The organism is Rhizobium sp. 01T437, assembly GCF_056398505.1.
Genome location: NZ_JBFTPM010000007.1, coordinates 63,584 through 82,845, shown reverse-complemented (window position 1 = coordinate 82,845; position 19,262 = coordinate 63,584). Strand labels below are relative to the sequence as shown.

General features: G+C 61.3%; 16 protein-coding genes and 1 other RNA gene. 2 read left to right on the top strand and 15 right to left on the bottom strand.

The window, feature by feature from the left end:
- The first annotated feature begins 162 nt into the window (after positions 1-162).
- Positions 163-1,473 carry an MFS transporter gene (locus AC1DM5_RS16385; RefSeq protein ID WP_477975270.1) on the top strand — a complete coding sequence of 437 codons (1,311 nt, stop codon included), beginning with the start codon at positions 163-165 and terminating at the stop codon, positions 1,471-1,473.
- Between the two features lie 114 nt (positions 1,474-1,587).
- The gene (locus tag AC1DM5_RS16380; protein ID WP_477823712.1) at positions 1,588-2,517 is read left to right on the top strand and encodes a UDP-glucose 4-epimerase family protein; all 930 of its coding nucleotides are present in this window, start codon (positions 1,588-1,590) and stop codon (positions 2,515-2,517) included.
- A gap of 3 nt (positions 2,518-2,520) precedes the next feature.
- Here the strand turns inward: AC1DM5_RS16380 and murB are convergent, their stop codons facing one another.
- From murB to AC1DM5_RS16305, 15 genes are all read right to left on the bottom strand, one after another.
- Positions 2,521-3,495 carry a UDP-N-acetylmuramate dehydrogenase gene (gene murB, locus AC1DM5_RS16375; protein WP_477823713.1) on the bottom strand — a complete coding sequence of 325 codons (975 nt, stop codon included), beginning with the start codon at positions 3,493-3,495 and terminating at the stop codon, positions 2,521-2,523.
- Positions 3,492-4,907: a UDP-N-acetylmuramate--L-alanine ligase gene (murC, locus tag AC1DM5_RS16370; RefSeq protein ID WP_477823714.1), complete on the bottom strand. Its 1,416-nt coding sequence runs from the start codon at positions 4,905-4,907 to the stop codon at positions 3,492-3,494. The genes murB and murC overlap by 4 nt, the downstream gene beginning before the upstream one ends.
- The gene (gene murG, locus AC1DM5_RS16365; protein WP_477823715.1) at positions 4,904-6,028 is read right to left on the bottom strand and encodes an undecaprenyldiphospho-muramoylpentapeptide beta-N-acetylglucosaminyltransferase; all 1,125 of its coding nucleotides are present in this window, start codon (positions 6,026-6,028) and stop codon (positions 4,904-4,906) included. Before murG ends, murC begins: the two co-directional genes overlap by 4 nt.
- 6 nt (positions 6,029-6,034) lie before the next feature.
- Entirely contained in the window at positions 6,035-7,189 is a 1,155-nt protein-coding gene (gene ftsW, locus AC1DM5_RS16360; RefSeq protein WP_477823716.1) for a putative lipid II flippase FtsW, read from the bottom strand.
- 1 nt (position 7,190) lies between these two features.
- Positions 7,191-8,603, bottom strand: coding sequence for a UDP-N-acetylmuramoyl-L-alanine--D-glutamate ligase (gene murD / locus AC1DM5_RS16355; protein WP_477823717.1), 1,413 nt, complete (start codon positions 8,601-8,603; stop codon positions 7,191-7,193).
- Positions 8,604-8,610: 7 nt separating this feature from the next.
- A complete protein-coding gene (gene mraY, locus AC1DM5_RS16350) occupies positions 8,611-9,711 on the bottom strand; it encodes a phospho-N-acetylmuramoyl-pentapeptide-transferase (protein ID WP_477823718.1) in 1,101 nt (366 codons plus the stop codon).
- A 20-nt stretch (positions 9,712-9,731) separates the two neighbouring features.
- The gene (locus AC1DM5_RS16345) at positions 9,732-11,165 is read right to left on the bottom strand and encodes a UDP-N-acetylmuramoylalanyl-D-glutamyl-2,6-diaminopimelate--D-alanyl-D-alanine ligase (RefSeq protein ID WP_477823719.1); all 1,434 of its coding nucleotides are present in this window, start codon (positions 11,163-11,165) and stop codon (positions 9,732-9,734) included.
- Positions 11,162-12,622, bottom strand: coding sequence for a UDP-N-acetylmuramoyl-L-alanyl-D-glutamate--2,6-diaminopimelate ligase (locus AC1DM5_RS16340; RefSeq protein ID WP_477823720.1), 1,461 nt, complete (start codon positions 12,620-12,622; stop codon positions 11,162-11,164). The genes AC1DM5_RS16345 and AC1DM5_RS16340 overlap by 4 nt, the downstream gene beginning before the upstream one ends.
- A gap of 64 nt (positions 12,623-12,686) precedes the next feature.
- Positions 12,687-14,435 carry a peptidoglycan D,D-transpeptidase FtsI family protein gene (locus AC1DM5_RS16335; RefSeq protein ID WP_477823721.1) on the bottom strand — a complete coding sequence of 583 codons (1,749 nt, stop codon included), beginning with the start codon at positions 14,433-14,435 and terminating at the stop codon, positions 12,687-12,689.
- On the bottom strand, positions 14,435-14,860 hold the full coding sequence (gene ftsL, locus AC1DM5_RS16330; protein WP_477823722.1) for a cell division protein FtsL: 426 nt from the start codon (positions 14,858-14,860) through the stop codon (positions 14,435-14,437). The genes AC1DM5_RS16335 and ftsL overlap by 1 nt, the downstream gene beginning before the upstream one ends.
- A gap of 1 nt (position 14,861) precedes the next feature.
- A complete protein-coding gene (rsmH, locus tag AC1DM5_RS16325; protein WP_477823723.1) occupies positions 14,862-15,887 on the bottom strand; it encodes a 16S rRNA (cytosine(1402)-N(4))-methyltransferase RsmH in 1,026 nt (341 codons plus the stop codon).
- A gap of 17 nt (positions 15,888-15,904) precedes the next feature.
- Positions 15,905-16,342, bottom strand: a complete 438-nt coding sequence (mraZ, locus tag AC1DM5_RS16320) for a division/cell wall cluster transcriptional repressor MraZ (protein WP_037099643.1) — start codon at positions 16,340-16,342, stop codon at positions 15,905-15,907.
- A gap of 430 nt (positions 16,343-16,772) precedes the next feature.
- An RNA gene (rnpB, locus tag AC1DM5_RS16315) (RNase P RNA component class A) lies at positions 16,773-17,166 on the bottom strand.
- Positions 17,167-17,224: 58 nt separating this feature from the next.
- Positions 17,225-18,400: an NAD(P)/FAD-dependent oxidoreductase gene (locus tag AC1DM5_RS16310; RefSeq protein WP_477823724.1), complete on the bottom strand. Its 1,176-nt coding sequence runs from the start codon at positions 18,398-18,400 to the stop codon at positions 17,225-17,227.
- 81 nt (positions 18,401-18,481) lie between these two features.
- On the bottom strand, positions 18,482-19,099 hold the full coding sequence (locus tag AC1DM5_RS16305; RefSeq protein WP_477823725.1) for a lytic transglycosylase domain-containing protein: 618 nt from the start codon (positions 19,097-19,099) through the stop codon (positions 18,482-18,484).
- Positions 19,100-19,262: the final 163 nt, after the last annotated feature.

Sequence of the window (19,262 nt, the reverse complement as noted above, 5' to 3'; positions counted from 1 at the left end):
AGCCTGGGGAGACGGATAGCCATATCGGTGCAGCCCAGTCACACCAGATGACAATGTCGCTTGCGTCATATTCTTGCGTGTCCGGGCATTTTCTCAGCCTTAAAATTGCGTTAAGAGCGACACCTCCCAAGCAAATCGATAAAGTTACTGATTGGAATGAACATGACAGAAGCGATCTCCGTATCGCCGAGCCCTTCGAGCAGCACGCAAGTCAATTCCCCCGCACGCGTCCTGATCGCCAGCCTCATCGGCACCACGATCGAATTCTTCGACTTCTACGTTTACGCGACGGCAGCCGTCCTCGTCTTCCCGCACCTCTTCTTCCCGTCGAGCGATCCGACCTCCGCACTGCTGCAGTCGCTGGTGACTTTCTCGATCGCCTTCTTCGCCCGCCCCTTCGGCGCCGTGGTCTTCGGCCATTTCGGCGACAAGGTCGGCCGCAAGGCGACGCTGGTGGCAGCCCTGATGACCATGGGCCTGTCGACCGTGGTGATCGGCATTCTGCCGGGTTACGATGCGATCGGCATCGCCGCGCCGCTGCTGCTTGCGCTGTGCCGCTTCGGCCAGGGCCTTGGCCTCGGCGGCGAATGGGGCGGCGCCGTGCTGCTCGCCACCGAAAACGCACCTCCCGGCAAGCGCAGCTGGTACGCCATGTTCCCACAGCTCGGCGCGCCGATCGGCTTCATCCTCTCCTCCGGCTTCTTCCTGATTCTCGCGGAAACCATGAGCAACGAGGACTTCCTCGCCTATGGCTGGCGCATTCCCTTCATCGCCAGCCTGGCGCTCGTCGCCGTCGGTCTCTATGTCCGCCTGAAGATCGCCGAGACGCCGGAATTCCAGAAGGCTGTCGAAAAGCACGAGCGCGTCGCCGTTCCGGTCGCGACCGTCTTCCGCGGCCACCTGCGCAGCCTGATTCTCGGCACCTTCATCGCCGTTGCCACCTTCGTGCTCTTCTACCTGATGACGGTCTTCACGCTGTCCTGGGGCACCACACCTCTGGAAAAGGGCGGGCTTGGCTATTCGCGTGAGCAGTTCCTGGTCGTCCAGCTCGTCGGCGTCGTCTTCTTCGGCCTGACGATCCCGCTCTCCGGCTGGCTGTCGGACCGCTACTCGCGTCGTCTGATCCTGACCCTGACCACGATCGCCATTGCGATCTTCGGCTTCTTCTATGCAAGCCTGCTGACGGCGGGCCTGACTGGCGCCTTCCTGTGCTCGATCATCGGCCTCGGCCTGATGGGCTTCACCTATGGTCCGATCGGCGCTGCACTGGCAGCCCCCTTCCCGACCATGGTGCGCTACACCGGCGCCTCGATGACCTTCAACCTCGGCGGCATCTTCGGGGCTTCGCTCGCCCCCTATATCGCCACCTGGCTCGCAACCAACTATAGTCTCAACTATGTCGGCTACTACCTCGCCGTCTCGGCTGCGATCTCGCTGATCTGCATCCGGCTGTCGGGCCGCGAAGAAATTTGAACCTCATACTTCCTGAACAAGAAGCCGCGACGCTCACCGTCGCGGCTTTTTTTATTGATGCGATCGGCAGTTCCGGCTAGCGAAGGCCTCCACGGGCGCAACAGGGAGAAGATCATGCGATGCCTCGTCACCGGCGCAGCCGGCTTCGTCGGCGCTCCTCTTGTCGAACGGCTGTACAGGGAGCAGATTTGCGACGTAGCGGTCACGACACGATCCCCGACATCAGCCTTCCCGCCGGATATCAGGCATTTCCCAATCGATATCACCGAGAAGACCGATTGGACTGCAGCGCTCGAAGGCGTCGATGTCATCGTCCATCTTGCTGCCCGCGTTCACATCATGAACGATCGTTCGGCCGATCCGCTGGCGGATTTCCGCCGGGTCAACACCGCCTCCACGCTCAATCTTGCCGAACAGGCTGCTCGCGCCGGCGTGAAGCGTTTCGTCTTCATCAGCACCATCAAGGTCAACGGCGAAGAGAACGACCGGCCGTTCCGGCACGACGACCAACCGAAGCCGATCGATCCCTACGGCATTTCGAAAATGGAAAGCGAAATCGGCCTTCGGCAGATCGCCGCCCGCACCGGCATGGACGTCGTCATCGTCCGCCCGCCGCTGGTTTATGGCCCCGGCGCGCGCGGTAACTTCGCCCTGCTCGTCGGCCTTGTCCGCAAGAGGCTGCCCCTGCCCTTCGCGTCACTGAAAAACCGCCGCACGCTGGTCGCGGTACAAAACCTCGCCGACCTGATCATCACCTGCATGCAGCATCCGGCGGCAGCTGGCGAAACATTCCTTGCAGGAGATGGTGAGGACCTGTCGACGCCGGGATTGATCGAGGGCATCGCCGCGGGCCTCGGCGTCAAACCGATGCTCCTCCCTTTCCCGCCGTCCCTGATGCACATGGTAGCCAGAATCACAGGAAAGGAAGCCGTCTATCAGCGCCTCTGCGGCTCTCTGCAGGTCGATATATCCCGCGCGCGCGACGTGCTGGGCTGGTCGCCCGTCATCACGTCGCGCGAAGGTTTAAGACTTGCGGTAAAATAGCGCTTACTCTGTCGTGACGCCCTGGAAGGGGCGAACCTCGCGGCCGGGCATGAAGAGCCCGAGACGCTTGATTTCCCATTCGAGCTTGATGCCCGCCGTCTCGAAAACCTTGCGGCGCACTTCCTCGCCGAGATATTCGAGATCGTAGCCCGTCGCCTGCCCCATGTTGATCATGAAGTTGCAGTGAAGCGAGGACATCTGCGCGCTGCCGATGACGAGACCGCGGCAGTCCGCCTCGTCGATCAGCTTCCAGGCCGAATGACCCTCGGGATTCTTGAAAGTCGAACCACCGGTCTTTTCGCGAATCGGCTGCACCGTCTCGCGATGGTTGCGCACGGCATCCATCTCGGCGCGGATCTTGGCGCGGTCGTCGGGATAGCCCTCGAACAGCACCGAAGTGAAGATCAGATCATCAGCAGCGTCAGAGTGGCGATAGGAATAGCCCATCTCGGCATTCGACAGCACATGCTTGTTGCCCTTGCGGTCGATCGCTCGGACCTCGATCACACGATCCTTCGTCTCGGAGCCGTTGGCGCCGGCATTCATGCAGGCAGCGCCGCCGATACCGCCAGGAATCCCGTAATAGAAGGCGAAGCCACCGATGCCATTATCCATCGCCATGGCGGCAACGTGCTTATCTGGGCAGATCGCGCCGGCGAGAATGCGGTTTTCGCCGGCAAGTTCGACAAAGCCGAAGCCCTTGGCCGAAAGGCGCAGCACGACGCCTGGAATTCCGCCATCGCGCACCAGGATGTTTGAGCCGACGCCGACCACCGTCAGCGGCACCTCATCCGGCAGGATCTTCAGGAAGGCGATAAGATCGTCCTCGTCATGCGGCTGGAACATCAGCTCGGCCAGACCGCCGGCGTGGAACCAGGTGACGCGGTCCATGGGGGCATCCGGCGTCAGTCGGCCGCGAATGTCCTTTACGCCTTCTCCGAGAGAGGCAAGAAGTTTTTCCCCGTTAACCTGTTTCATGCGGATTTTCCTGAAAGGTCTTGCAACTGCTTCGGCAGCGCCGCTGCCCAATATGTAATGCTACCAGCACCCAACAGAACTACAAAGTCCCCGGGTTTTGCAATCTCTGCTACCATCTGCGGTAGAGCTTCCGCCGAAGGAAGGAAGCGCGCATCGCGATGACCACCCGATTTGATGCGGGAAACCAGCGATTCCGAATCCGCGCCCTCGATGGCCTCCTCACCTGCTGCATAAACAGGCGCGATGAAAATACTGTCCGCATCATTGAAGCAGGCGGCAAATTCCTCGAACAGGCTCGACAGGCGGGTATAGCGGTGAGGCTGGTGCACGGCGATGATACGGCCCTTGCAGGCCTCGCGGGCGGCGCGCAGCACCGCCTTGATCTCGACCGGGTGATGGCCGTAGTCGTCGAAGATCTGCACGCCGTTCCATTCGCCGGTGAGCGTGAAGCGCCGCTTCACGCCGCCGAAAGAGGCAAGCCCCTTGGCTATATCCTCGCGGGACATACCGAGGCGGTTGGCGACGGCGATGGCCGCAGTGGCATTCGAGATGTTGTGACGGCCGGGCATCGGCATGACGAGATCGTCAAGTCTGATGACCTCGCCGGTGCGGCGGCGGCGGATTTCAACGTCGAAGATCGAGCGCGTGCCGTCGATGCGCACATTCATGAAGCGCACATCGGCCTGCGGGTTTTCGCCGTAAGTGATGACCTTGCGGTCTTCGATCCGGCTGACCAGTGCCTGAACCTCGGGATGATCGAGGCACATGACGCCGAAGCCGTAGAAGGGGACATTTTCGACGAACTGCCGGAAGGCGGCGCGAACCGCATCGAAATTGCCGTAATGATCCAGATGCTCAGGATCGATATTGGTAACGACGGCCACATCGGCTGGCAGCTTCAGGAAAGTGCCGTCGGACTCATCCGCCTCGACCACCATCCACTCACCCTCGCCCATGCGCGCATTCGTGCCGTAGGCATTGATGATGCCGCCATTGATGACGGTCGGGTCCAGCCCGCCGGCTTCGAGCAGCGTGGCAACGAGCGACGTGGTGGTCGTCTTGCCATGCGTGCCGCCAATGGCGATCGCATTGCGGAAGCGCATCAGCTCGGCCAGCATTTCAGCGCGGCGCACGACCGGCAGCAGCTTCTCGCGTGCGGCAATCAGTTCCGGATTGCTCTTCTTGATCGCGGTCGACACGACAACGACTTCGGCATCGCCGAGGTTTTCCGCCTTATGGCCGACAAAGACTTCGATGCCTTTATCGCGCAGGCGCTGAACGTTGGCACTGTCGGACTGATCCGATCCCTGCACCCTGTGGCCGAGGTTATGCAGCACCTCGGCGATACCGCTCATGCCGATACCGCCAATGCCGATGAAATGGACAAGGCCGATCGCCTTTGGCAGCTTCATGCGCGTGCCCCCTTGAATTCTGCAACTGTCTTACCGGCGGCAATAGCCTCAACCATGTCGGCAAGCAAGTTCGCTGCATCCGGTTTTCCTGCAAGCTTGGCGGCAGCCGCCATGGTCGCAAGCTTTTCCGGATCGTTCATGACATGCGTCAGGATAGAGGCGATACGCTCGGGCGAAAGCTCGGATTGGGCGATCACCTTGGCTCCGCCGGTCGCCGCCAGCGCTGCGGCATTGGCCGCCTGATCATGGTCCAGCGCATGCGGATAAGGCACCAGCACGGCCGGACGGCCGATGACCGAGATCTCCGAAACCGTCGAGGCGCCGGAGCGGCAGATGACCAGATGCGCCTTGGCAAGACGCTCCGCCATGTCATTGAAAAACGGCGCAATATCCGCAGCCATCTGCAGCTGCACTACGCACCCGCGCACCGTCTCCATATCCTCCGGGCGAACCTGTTGGGTTACCCGGAGCCGCGCGCGCAGCGCATCGTCGAGCAGGCTGATCGCCGTCGGCATCGCCTTGGAGAAATATTGTGCGCCCTGGCTGCCGCCGAAGACCACGAGATTGAAATCCTCGCCCGGATGCGACGGTATGTAAGGCTGTTCGGCCGCGGCAAGGATCGCCGGCCGCACAGGATTGCCGGTCGCAATCGTCTTGTCGGAAAACGTGCCGCCGCTCTCGGGCAGGAAGCCGCCGGCAATCGCCCTGACGCGCGGCGCAAGCGCCTTGTTGGCACGCCCCATGACGGCATTCTGCTCGTGCAGCATGGAAGGTACACCGAGGCGGCTGGCGGCAAGCAGCGGCGGCACGGTCGGATAACCGCCGAAGCCGACGACGATCACGGGCTTCAGCCGCTGGATCAGCCGCTTTGCGGCGCGCATTCCGGTCCAGAGCTTCCACAGAGAACGGGCAACGGCCACGGGGTTCTTGGAACCGATCGTCGCCGACGGCACGACATGGATCTCGTCAGCCGGAAACTTGCCGGCATAACGCTCGGCACGACTGTCGGTGACGAGATGCACGGAATAGCCGCGCTCCTTCAGCTTGAAGGCCAGCGCCTCTGCCGGAAAGACGTGGCCGCCGGTTCCCCCGGCGGCAAGAAGGACGATGCCCTTGCTCATAATATCCTACTCCGCCGGCATGCCGTGCGGCACGCGGAAGAGGCTCCGGTCCTGCGCACGTTTTTCCGGGCGATGGCGCGTCAGCGCCAGAATGAAGCCGGCCGTCACGCAAATCGCCACCATCGACGAACCACCGTAGGAAATCAGCGGCAGCGTCATGCCCTTGGCCGGCAGCAATTCGAGATTGACGCCGATATTGATGATCGACTGGATGCCCATCTGCAGCACAAGGCCGGCGACGGCAAAGCGGTTGAAGTCGTTGCGTTCGCGATAGGCATGCGACAGGCCGCGCAGCACCAGCACGGTGAAGATGACGACGAGCGCGATGCAGAAGACGATGCCGAATTCCTCGGCCGCGACCGAGAAGATGAAGTCGGTATGCGCATCCGGAATGATGCGCTTGACGATGCCTTCGCCCGGCCCCTGCCCGAACCAGTCGCCTCGGATGATTGCCTCGCGGGCGGTATCGATCTGGAACGTGTCGCCTTCGCCGGTAAGGAACTTGTCTATTCGGCCCGCCACATGCGGGAAGACATAATAGGCGGTTACCAGACCACCCGCACCGCCGGCACCCAGCACGATGATCCAGAGCCACGGCATGCCCGCCATGAAGAACATGCCGCCCCAGACGGCCGTCGTCAGGATCGTCTGACCAAGGTCAGGCTGCGCCACGAGCAGGGCGACGACGATACCAAACAGGATGATGGCGAAGAGATTGCCCGGTATCTCCGGCTGACGCGCATGTTCGGCAAAGAGCCAGGCGCAGACCACAACGAAGGCCGGCTTCATGAATTCCGACGGCTGGATGGAAAGGCCGGCGATCCAGATCCAGCGCCTGCCGCCCTTGACCTCCTGGCCGAAGAACAGCACCAGCAGCATCATGGCGAGTGCCACGATCAGCAGGATGATCGCGGTGCGCCGAACCTGGCGCGGCGTCAGGAACGAGAGGCCAAGCATCACCGCAATCGACGGGATCATGAAGGCTGCGTGGCGCTTGACGAAGTGGAAGGGTTCCAGGCCGATGCGCTCGGCAACCGCCGGCGAAGCCGCAAAGGAGAGCATGAAGCCGATGCCCATCAGGAAGAGGAACAAGGCCAGGAAAAAGCGGTCGATGGTCCAGAACCAATCGGCCAATGCTCCACGTTCCGCGCGGCTCACCATGTCATTTGCCTCCTGTTGCCGAATTGATCAGCATCGTCACGCCGTCAAGAGCGGCCACATGGCCGACAAAGGCATCGCCCCTGACTTCGAAATTCTTGTACTGGTCGAAGCTTGCGCAAGCCGGGGATAACATCACGGCCACGGGACCGGTTTCATCATTTTCGGCGTCAGCTGCGGCACGCGCCACTGCCCGTTCCAGCGTGCCTGATATTTCGTAGGGTGCCGCCTCGCCGAGCGTCGCGGCAAATTCCGCCGCCGCCTCACCGATCAGATAGGCCTTGGCGATGCGCGGGAAATAGGGCGCAAGCGTCGTAATACCGCCCGCCTTCGGCAATCCGCCGGCAATCCAGTAGATCCTGTTATAGCTCGAAAGTGCCGGAGCCGCAGCATCCGCATTCGTCGCCTTGGAATCGTTGACGAAGACGACATTGCCGCGCCGGCCGACTGGCTGCATGCGATGCTTGAGGCCGGGGAAGGATGCAAGACCCGCACGGATGTCCTCGGCGGAGACACCCACCGCGAGGCAGGCGGCAACCGCGGCAGCAGCGTTCTGCGCATTGTGGCTGCCGCGCAGCGTCTGGATGCCGTCGAGATCGACGAAGGGCAGCATGGCGCCACCCGCTGCCTGGATGAGCTTCGTGCCTTCGGCATAAATGCCGTTGGCCAGCACATTGCGGCGGGAGATCCTGACCACCTTCACCCCTGCCCGCTCGATGCGGTCGGCAATCAGCGCCGAATGGCTGTCATCGACGCCGACAACAGCGACATCACTGCCGGCGACCAGCCGTTCCTTGATGTCGGCATAGTGCTGCATCGTGCCGTGCCGATCGAGGTGATCGGGCGTCAGGTTGAGCAGGATGCCGGCGGACGGATTGAGCGTCGGCGCAAGATCGATCTGGTAGGAGGAGCATTCGACGACGAAATAGCGCTCGCTCTTCGGCGGATCGAGCGTCAGCACGGCCGTGCCGATATTGCCGCCGAGCTGCGTGTCACGACCGCTCGATTTCAGGATATGGGCAATCAGCGCCGTCGTGGTCGATTTTCCGTTCGTTCCGGTGATGGCGATGAAAGGGCAATCGGGAGCATGCGCGCGGCGCTCCCGCACGAAGAGCTCGACATCGCCGACAATATCGACGCCAGCCGCACGCGCGAGATCAACGGTCCAGTGCGGCTTCGGATGGGTGAGCGGCACGCCGGGAGAAAGCACGAAGAGCGCCTGCGCGCTCCAGTCGATCGTGTGCAGGTCGGCAATAGTAATGCCTTCCGATGCGGCCTTGGCAACACTGTCAGGATTGTCGTCCCAGGCCGTGACATCGGCACCGCCAGCGATCAAGGCCTTGGCGGTCGCCGAGCCGGAGCCGCCAAGACCGAAGAGAGCGACTTTCTTTCCTGCAAGCGTCGTGACCGGGATCATGACCGCCTCACCGCAGCTTCAGAGTGGACAAGCCAAGCAAGGCAAGGCCGACGGCAATGATCCAGAAGCGGATCACAACCTGGCTTTCCGTCCAGCCCTTCTTTTCGAAGTGATGGTGGATCGGCGCCATCAAGAAGACGCGCCGTCCGGTCATCTTGAAGAAGCCGACCTGAATGATGACCGACAGCGTTTCCATGACGAACAGGCCGCCGACGATCGCCATGACGATCTCATGCTTGGTGGCGACGGCAACCGTGCCGATCGTGCCGCCGAGCGCCAGAGACCCGGTATCACCCATGAAGATAGCCGCCGGCGGGGCATTGAACCAGAGGAAGCCGAGACCAGCACCGATGACGGCGCCGAGCACCACGGCAAGCTCGCCGGTGCCGGGCACGAAATTGATCTGCAGATAGTTCGCAAAGACCACATTACCGGCAAGATAGGCAATGACGCCGAAGGAGGCGGCGGCGATCATGACCGGGACGATAGCAAGACCGTCGAGGCCGTCGGTCAGGTTGACGGCATTGCCGGCGCCGACGATGACGAAACCGCCGAAGACGACGAACATGATGCCGATATTGATCAGGAAGTCCTTGAAGAAGGGGAATGCGATCGAGGAGCCGAAGGTGGAGCCTGCCGGACCCGAGACGAGCGCCGTGCGCATCATGAAATACACCGCGATGCCGGCAATGATGAACTCGATGCCGAGACGCGCCTTGCCCGAAAAGCCCTTGTGGCTCTGCTTGGTGACCTTGAGATAATCGTCATAGAAGCCGATGGCGCCGAAGCCGAGCGTCACGAGCAGCGTCGCCACGACGTAGACGTTGGAAAGGTCGGCCCAGAGCAGCGACGCGCCGACGATGCCGGCAAGGATCATCAGGCCGCCCATGGTCGGCGTGCCGGCCTTCTTGAAATGCGTCTGCGGCCCATCGGCACGGATCGGCTGGCCCTTGCCCTGCCGGATGCGCAGCGAGTTGATGATGGTCGGCCCGAAGAGGAAGACGATAAGGGCGGAGGTGAAAAGAGCGGCACCGGTCCGGAAGGTGATATACCTGAACAAATTCAGAAATTTGAAATATTCCGACAGTTCGACTAGCCAAATCAGCATTCAAGGCCCCTTTTACCCGATCATAGTTCGCGTTGCGTGTCTGAAACTGGCGGGTACTTGTCAAGGAGCGCGGCGACAATCTTGCCGAAACCGATCCCCAGAGACGACTTCACCATCAACACGTCGCCAGGTGCGACCGAGTTCGATACAAATTCCAACAATTCTTCCGTCTTCTCGCGATGCTCGACCGCGACGCTGTCGGGAAGCGATTCTTTCAGCGCCACCATCTCGGGCCCTGCGAGCCAGACATGTTCGAGACCGGCGGCCAGCAGCGGGCCGGCAAGATCTGCATGCACCTGCTCAGCAAATTCGCCCATTTCCAGCATGTCGCCGAGCACGGCGATGCGGCGCCCCCGGCCAGTCGGTTCGGCTGTCGCAAGCAGCGCGATCGCTGCGCGCATGGAGGCCGGATTGGCGTTATAGCTCTCGTCGATCAGCGTGAAGCTGCCATTGCCGATTGGAAGCCTGTAGCGTTTGCCCCTGCCCTTTTCCGGCTTCAGCGTCGCAAGCGCTTCGATGGCCTTGTCGAGGCTGGCGCCGACAATCGTCACGACGCCCAATGCAGCCAGCGCATTCTCAGCGATGTGGCGACCCGGTGCGCCGATGCGCACTTCCTTGGTATCGCCTGCAACAGTCATCCAGAGCGTCGAGCTTTCGTCCGAGCCGTTGAATTCAGCGAGACGGAACTCCGCCTTGGCGTGCTGGCCGAAGGAATGGATCCTCGTGATACCGAGCGCCTGGGCGGCCTGCTCCAGGAAATTGAACTGATCGTTGTCGCGGTTGAGAACGACGTCGCCGCCGGGCTCCAGCCCCTCGAAGATTTCCGCCTTGGCGGCGGCGATTTCCTGAACGTTCTGGAAATTGCCGAGATGAGCCGGCGCGATCGTCGTGACGACAGCGACATGCGGTCGGATCATCTTCACAAGCGGCCGGATCTCGTCCGGATGGTTCATGCCGACCTCGAACACGCCGAAATAGGTGTCGATCGGCATGCGCGCCAAGGTCAGCGGCACGCCCCAGTGATTGTTGAAGGAAGCAACGGACGCATGCACCTTACCGGAGGGAGACAGCACATGGCGCAGCATCTCCTTGGTCGTCGTCTTGCCAACCGATCCGGTGACGGCAATGATCTTCGCCCGCGAACGCTCGCGCGACGCAAGCCCCAGACGGCCAAGTGCGGCGAGCACATCCTCGACCACGATCATCGGCACCGTCAGGCGGCCCATGGCCGGCAGGCGGGCCTCGCTGACGACCAGCAGCGACGCGCCATTTGCCATCGCCATCGAAGCATAATCGTGCCCATCCACGCGGTCACCTTTGATCGCGAAGAAGGCCTCACCGGGCGCAATCGAACGGCTGTCGATGGAAATGCCGGTAATACCCTGCGGCAGCGAACCGAACGGACGGCCCGCCATCGCGGCGATCATGTCTTCGGTGGTCCAGAGCCAGTTCATGGTACCCGCTCCTCCAAAGCCTTGCGCACTTCGGCATGATCGGAAAACGGCAGCGTGACGCTACCGACCGTCTGCCCCTCTTCATGTCCCTTGCCGGCGACGATCAGCGTATCGCCGGATTTCAGCTGCAGTACCGCGTCACGGATCGCCTGGGCGCGGTCGCCGATCTCGGAAGCGCACTTGGCCGCGGCCATGATCTCGGCGCGGATCGCAGCCGGCTCCTCCGAGCGCGGATTATCATCGGTGACGATCACGACATCGGCAAGCCGGCAGGCAATCTCGCCCATGATCGGCCGTTTGCCGCGGTCGCGGTCGCCACCACAGCCGAACACGACGATGACGCGGCCCGTCGTGAACGGACGCACCGAGTTTAGCACATTTTCCAGCGCGTCCGGCTTATGAGCGTAATCGACATAGGCGAGCGCGCCGTCCTTGGTATGACCGACCAGCTCAAGACGGCCGGAAGCGCCCTGCAGCTTTTCGAGTGCAGCCATCGCGACCTTTGCCGGAACGCCGGTCGACATGGCAAGCGCCGCAGCAACCAGCGCATTGGCGATCTGGAAATCCCCGGCAAGCGGAATATCGACTTCGAAAATCTCACCTTCGGCATGGACTTCCGCAACCTGCTTGTGACGAAAATGCTCGACACGCTTCAACGTCAGATAGGCACCCTTGCGGCCAACCGTTCGCACATCATGGCCGGCAGCCGTCGCCGCCTTGATCGCCTGCTCCGACCACGGATCATCGGCGAAGATGACGGCGGGCGATCCCTTCGGCAGCACCCGATCGAAGAGGTGCATCTTGGCCGCCATATAGTCTTCGACCGTCGGATGGTAATCCATATGGTCGCGGCCGAGATTGGTGAAGGCGGCGGCCGCGAGCTTCACGCCGTCGAGGCGATATTGGTCGAGGCCGTGGCTGGAAGCTTCCATCGAGGCATGCGTGACGCCTTCATCGGCAAGTTCGGCGAGCAACTCGTGCAGCGATACAGTATCAGGCGTCGTCAGCGATCCATATTCATTGCGTGTCGGCGAGATGACGCCTGTCGTGCCGATCATCGCCGCCGCATGGCCGGCATGCGCCCAGATCTGCCGGGTGAAGGAAGCAACCGAGGTCTTGCCGGCCGTGCCCGTCACCGCAACCATCGTTGCCGGCTGGCGGCCGTAGAAATGCGAAGCGGCAACGGAAAGGAAACGGCGCGGCTCGGAAACGACAAGAACCGGTACGGGGGTCTCAGCCGCATGCGATGCGATGACGGCGGCAGCACCCTTGGCAACAGCATCGGCGATGAAACCCGCACCATCTGCCTTGGAGCCGGCAATCGCCACGAAAGCCATTCCGGGTAGGATCTTCCGGCTGTCGGAAGACAATCCTGATATATCCAGCGCCCCGGCCGGTCCTTCAAGTTCAGCTTTGAGTTCCGGAAACGCATTTCCGGCGAGGTCCCGCAATTTCATCGAATGCACTTTTCTGGTTCAGGTCGACCGCCCCTTACGAATCGACACCGACATTGATTCACACTCAATAAGACACCAACAAGGCCGAACCGTCTTCGCCAAATTCCGGCTCGACGCCGAGGATGGGCGCTGCACGGCGTACGATGTTCTTGACCATGGGCGCCGCCGTATAGGCGGCGATGCGCTGATGCTGCTCGCCATCAAGCGGCTCGTCGCAGAAGGTCAGCACCACATATCTTGGATTGTCGATCGGGAAAGCCGCCAGAAAGGCGTTGAAATTGAGGTTGCTGGCGTAGCGGCCGTTGACGACCTTGTCGGCTGTACCGGTCTTGCCGCCGACATTGAAGCCCGGCACGTCGGCGTTGCGGCCGGAGCCCTTCTGGCCATTCAGCTTGAAGAGATAGCGGATGTCGTCGCTCGTCCCCTTCTTGACGACCATCTCGGCCACTTCATCGGCCTGGTCACGGGTGCGCGGCAGGAAAGTCGGCTCGATCAGCTTGCCGCCATTGATTAGCGCTGCACCGGCGACAGCCGTCTGCAGGGGCGTCGTCGCCACACCATGGCCGAAGGAGATCGTGATGGAATTGATCTTTTTCCAGACGCGCGGCTGGCTTGGCATCTTCACCTCCGGCAGCTCGGTCTGCATCTTGGTCAGCAGGCCGAAGCGCGTCAGATAGTCCTTCTGCATCTCCATCCCGACGATATCGATCATTCTCGCCGTGCCGATGTTGGAGGAATATTCGAAGATTTCCGGAACGGTCAGCCAGCGGCGCTGGCCGTGGAAGTCGTGAATGGTGAAGCCGCCGATGCGGATCGGGTTGGTCGCGTCGAAACTGTCTTTCAGTGATACCTTGCCGCTGTCGATCGCCATGGCGGTCGAGAAAGTCTTGAAGGTCGAGCCCATCTCGAACGTGCCGTTCGACATGCGGTTCAGCCAGCCGTCCTTGGAGCCTTCCTGCGGATTGTTCGGATCGAAATCCGGCGCAGACGCCATGGCGAGCACTTCGCCGGTATGGGCATCCAGCACGACGGCACCCGCACCCTTCGCCTTGTAATTGACTACGGCACTGGCCACGACATCGCGCACGATCGCCTGCACGCGCACATCGATCGAAAGGCGCACCGGCTCCAACGGCTGATTGCTCGTCATGCCGACCGAGGCGAGATCGGCAAGCCCCTGATCGTCTATATATTTCTCCATGCCGGCCACGCCGCGGTTGTCGATGTTGACATAGCCGAGGATATGCGCGGCGGTCGCRCCGCCCGGATAGAAGCGGCGCTTTTCCGGACGGAAACCGATGCCGGGAATGCCAAGCGCCAGGATCTGGCTCTGCTGCTTCGGCGTCAGCTGGCGGCGCAGCCAGGCGAAATGCGAGGTGCGGCTCGAGAGCTTCTTGTAGGTGTCCTTGACGTCGAGGTCGGAAAGCACCGTCTGCAGCTTCTCTACGGCCTCGTCGGTATCGACGATCTTGTTCGGCTCGGCAAACAGCGAAACGGTGCGGATATCGGTCGCCAGCACTTCGCCGTTGCGGTCAACAATATCGGGGCGCGACGCCATCAGCCGGTCGGGCGGCAGGATGGACGAGACCGATTCCGGCTCCTTCATCGCATATTCAACCATACGGGCGCCGATGACCGCATAGAGGGCGGTAAAGCCGACGATCAGCAGGCCGACGCGGCTCTTGGCCTGCCCGGCCTTGCGCTTGCGCGAGCCTTCGATCGCCATACCCGAGGGGGCGCCGAAACGGTCGTAGACGCCGGCGGAAAAATGCGCCTGGCTCTTCAGCACCATGATGCGGGAAAGGAAGGACATTATTCCAGCGCTCCCGTTTCGATCTGGTCCGCGTCTTCGGCTTCGCGGGGCGCTGGCATCGGAATCGGCTGAGCCTTGGCGGCAGCACCTGGCTTGGCGCCCGCCTTGGCTTCGGTGATATCAGGCGGAGGAACCTGCGACTTCAGCATCGGCAGCTCGCGCGCATGGGCAAGTGAGGTCGAATCCGTCGGCTGCAGCTGCAGTTCGCGGTTATAGGCATTGACCAGCCGCTCCAGCCGGTTCGGCTGCGATTGCAGCGCCCAGTCGGCCTTCAGGAGATCGATCGTGTCCTTTTCCAGCTTGATCTCCGCTTCGAGGCGGCGAACCTCCTCGAGCTTCAGCTCGGCGCGGTGCTTGATTGTGTAGGTCACGGCGGCTGTCGCCGTCATGATGCCGATGAGCACAAGATCGAACGTTCTCAGCATATCAACCTCCAAGCTTTCCGAGGCTGGCAAGATTTGGGAATCCGAAGAGTGACATGTCTTCGGATTCAACGGCGGCAGTGGTGCGCTGGCCGGCGCGCAGCTTGGCGGAACGGGCGCGCGGATTGGCCTGAGCCTCTTCTTCGCTGGCAGAAACCATCGACTTGCCAACTGGCTCGAAGGTCGCGGCGCGCTCATGTGCAATCGGCAGGTGGCGGGAGCCAGAAGCCTTGCCGCCACGGTCGGAGAAGAACTTCTTGACGATACGGTCTTCCAGCGAATGGAAGGTAACGACGACGAGGCGACCGCCGGGCTTCAGCGACCGCTCGGCGGCAAACAGCGCCTGCGCCAGCTCGCCGAGCTCGTCATTGACGAAGATGCGCAGCGCCTGGAAGACCCGCGTTGCCGGATGGATCTTGTCCTTCATCTTGCGCGGCGTCACCAGCTCGATCAGGCCGGCGAGATCGCGCGTCGTCTCAAAGGGCTTTTCGACGCGGCGCTTTTCGATAGCATGCGCAATGCGCGGCGCCTGGCTCTCTTCGCCGAGATAGTGGAAGATCCGAATGAGATCGGCGACCTTGGCGCGGTTGACGACATCGGCGGCAGAAACGCCCGCAGCCGACATGCGCATGTCGAGCGGGCCGCTCTTCTGGAACGAGAAGCCGCGCTCGGCCTCATCGATCTGCATGGAGGAAACGCCGATATCGAGCACCACGCCATCAAGCCCGCCGTCGGGCGCATGATCGGCAAGTTGCGAAAACTGCGAATGGATGAGCTTGAGATGACCGCCATGCGCCGCAACAAGTGCCTGGCCGGCGGCAATCGCCGTCGGATCGCGATCGAGCGCGATCACATCGGCGCCTTCAGCAAGAATGGCCGAGCTATAGCCGCCCGCGCCAAAGGTGCCATCGAGAATGACCTTGCCGGAAAAAGGCTCCAGCGCCGCAAGCACTTCCTTGAGAAGAACCGGAATGTGGCGAACCGGTCCGCCACCGGCTTCAGTTGAACCTCCGCCAGGATTCGCCGCCATTCCGTTCCCTCGTTCGTTCAGGAACGCTTGCCCGCCAGCTTGCGCTCCCCTCGTGCCTGCGCCTGTGCGGCCGCGAATGCTTGCGGCTGCCAGAGCTGAAAGTGATCCGCCCGACCGACAAAGGTCACCTCGTCCGAAATGCCGGTGAAGTCGCGAATGAAATCCGTGACCATCAACCGCCCCTCGGCGTCGAGCTTCATGAAGACCCCGCCCCCATGAATGAGAAGCGACATCTCGTTTGCATCCGGCGAAAACGGATCCTCCGCCGCAATCTGCCGCTCGAATCTTTCCAGAAGATCCGAACCGCCGACGCTGATCGCCGGAAACACAAAATCCTGGAAGCAGTAAACCTCCTGAATATTGCGTTGCGCCAGCACGGAACGAAACGCCGCCGGCACGGAAACCCGGCCCTTGGTATCGATCCTGTTGGTCGCATTCGAAAGGAAGCGGCTCATGACACGAAACATCCGTTTCCGAAAGAGCCCGGAATGCCATTGGCCGCCCGAAACCCTCAAAGTCAGGCACAGCTTCGCAAGCCGAAAGAACCAAGGTCCTCCCGACGCTTCCGGTCCGGAAGGCGCCTTTGCTTTGCGATTGATGGGCAGATGATTGCCCTGATGCAGTGCGCATTTGGGATAGCATGGGACCATATGGGCGTCAATGGGATGAGCCCATTTTGAGGCGGGCGCAGTATCAAACATTTATAAGCTGTTAAGTTTAACAAAGGGTTAGGAAAGCGATTCTCAAACGCCACGCGAAGCACCCCGGGCGAACGGGAAATCCGGCCAGGCAAGATCCGTGAGACCTCGCCTCTATTTCAGACATTTCAATGGCTTGATAGGAAGGAAATCGGATTTTGCGGCAAAGCGGACGCCGGAAAAGGTAATCGCCAGTTGGCCTGTAAGCCGGGTTCTGTATGGCTCCGGCGAACCGGAACGTGGCAGCCATTCATCTGGGACAGCGCTTGCACGCTGCCTCACGCAACCCACCCGGATGACTGACCCAGAAACAGGCCGGAAGGCTTTCGCCAACCGCGTCATCCCTATTCGGTTTTGCTCCCGGTGGGGTTTACCGTGCCATATCCGTTGCCGGAGATGCGGTGGGCTCTTACCCCACCCTTTCACCCTTACCTGTCAAGACAGGCGGTTTGCTTTCTGTGGCACTTTCCCTGAGGTCGCCCTCGCCGGACGTTATCCGGCACCGTGTTTCCGTGGAGCCCGGACTTTCCTCACCCTACCGCCTTTCGGCATTGGTAAAGCGCGGCTGCCCGGCCAACTGGCAGGGGCTCCCTTAAACGAGGAAGCCCGCAAATGCCAACGAAATATGGGGTGGCAGGCTTAACGGAAATAAGGTGTGAAATCCGTGGCGTAGCCCTGATCCTTGATTCTGCCTGCCAGAAGCAGTTCAGCGCCCAGCCTGCCGATCTCGTCGGAGCTCTTGGCAGACGTTCCCGAGCAGCCGGTCAGAACGGCAATATGCGGCGAAGCGGTATAGCCAATCATCGGATAGCGGCTCTTGGTATAGGAGACCGCGCAGGATGCACTCGAAATGGACCGCGCCTCGAGTTCTGGCACGATGCGTGCAACGATGCCCTTGAAGTGTTCGCGTGCAACTTCGCGCCCGTCGGTGCGGAACCAGGCACGCATGTCTTTATCATTGTTCAGCACCAGATTGTCCGGATCACCGCCGATCTTCAGATAAAGCCCGCCGTCGGGATAGCGGATCGGCGGCAATAGATAGATGTCGATGCCGGGTGCATCGAGGATCAGCGACGGCATGCCGGCAAAGCGATGCGCATCCTCTTCCGCCACTTCGAAAAGGGCCACGGTGCGCCCGTAAACCGTCATATCAACGGATTGCGGCAAGAGATTCTGCGAAATGGAAAAACCGCCGGCCGCAAGCAGCACTTTCTCGGCGCGATAGACCTCGCCGACCGCCGTTGTGACGACAGCCGCACCGCCCTCCTCCCGGATCGAGATGACATGATCACGGATCACCGCCGCACCTGCCTTCTCGGCAAGCAGCGACTGCGCCCTTACAAGCTTGCGCGGGCTGATATGCCCCGCTCCCTTCGCTTCGAAAATGCCGGTACTGCCGGAGGGAAAGGCGAAATAGGGAAACTGTCTCTTCAGGCCAACCTCGTCGAGGGAGGTGGTCTCGGCACCGAGTGAGCTCGCTGCCCGCCTTGTATCGTTGAGATAATCGCTATCGGAAGGCGCCACGACGACGCAGCCTGCTTCCGCATAGAAATCGATGCCGCTCTCTTTCGCGATCTCGCCATAGCGGGCGATGGAGCGATTGGCGAGCAGGGCCCAGTCGCGATCCGGATCGATGGTGCGGGTGATGCGTCCTTCATCATAATGGCTGGCGAAGACGCCGTCGTGCGCCTTACGGTCTTCAGGCTCGTCCGGGCCGATGACGGCAACGCCGTCCGTTTGGCGTGCCAGATATTTTGCGGCCGCGGCACCCATCATGCCGCGGCCGATGACGATGAATTTATAATCGACTGCCATATCTCACCTCGTTAAAGGCTAGCGATAACATGGCAATCGTTCTGAATCATCCGGCCCTTGTCAGAGACAAGCGCTTCCGGTTCAGAGCATCGCAAGAACCTTGCCGCAATAGGACTTGGAGACCGGGTTCATGCGCGTCGCGCCGTGACCGGCATTGTACTTGAGGATGGTATTGCAGGTCTGCCCGCCACCGAGATCGTGGGCGGCCGCCAGGTACTTCATGCCGTATTTGATGTTGGTTTCCGGATCGAACAGACCCTTGGCACCGCCGGAATAACCCATCATGCGGGCCGTCGCCGGCTTGATCTGCATCAGGCCGATTTCGCCATGGCTGCCGCGCGCCATCGGATTGAAATTGCTTTCAACACGGATGACAGCGGTCGCAAGAGCCACCGGCACATCATATTGATTGGCATATTTGCTGATCAATGCGGAATAGGAATTGCCGGAAACATCGGCTACGGGATAGCCGCTCTGGCGCTCGACCGTCTTCAGCGGACGCTCTGTTTTCTTCTGTACACGCTGCGCCGTCCTCTGCAGGCGTTCTTTCTTATGCACGCGCTCCGCTGTCTTCTGCGGACGCTCCACTTTCTTCACGGGCGCATCGGCTCTTACGCCCCAGTCATTCGCAAAGGCAAAGCTATTTCCCGCCAGCACCATGCCAACGCATGCTGCAGCAACAACAATAAATTTTCTCATGTAGTCTTGATCACTCCGACCCAAAGAATTGCCGGGCTGCGCGCCTCGCCATTATGGAGAATACCTGGCCAAGAACTGGTCAGGTTTCGCAGCAATTCTTATCGTTTCACATGACGCCTTCGATTTAGCTTGGGAACAACCATCGGCGCCGTTTGACGAGAGC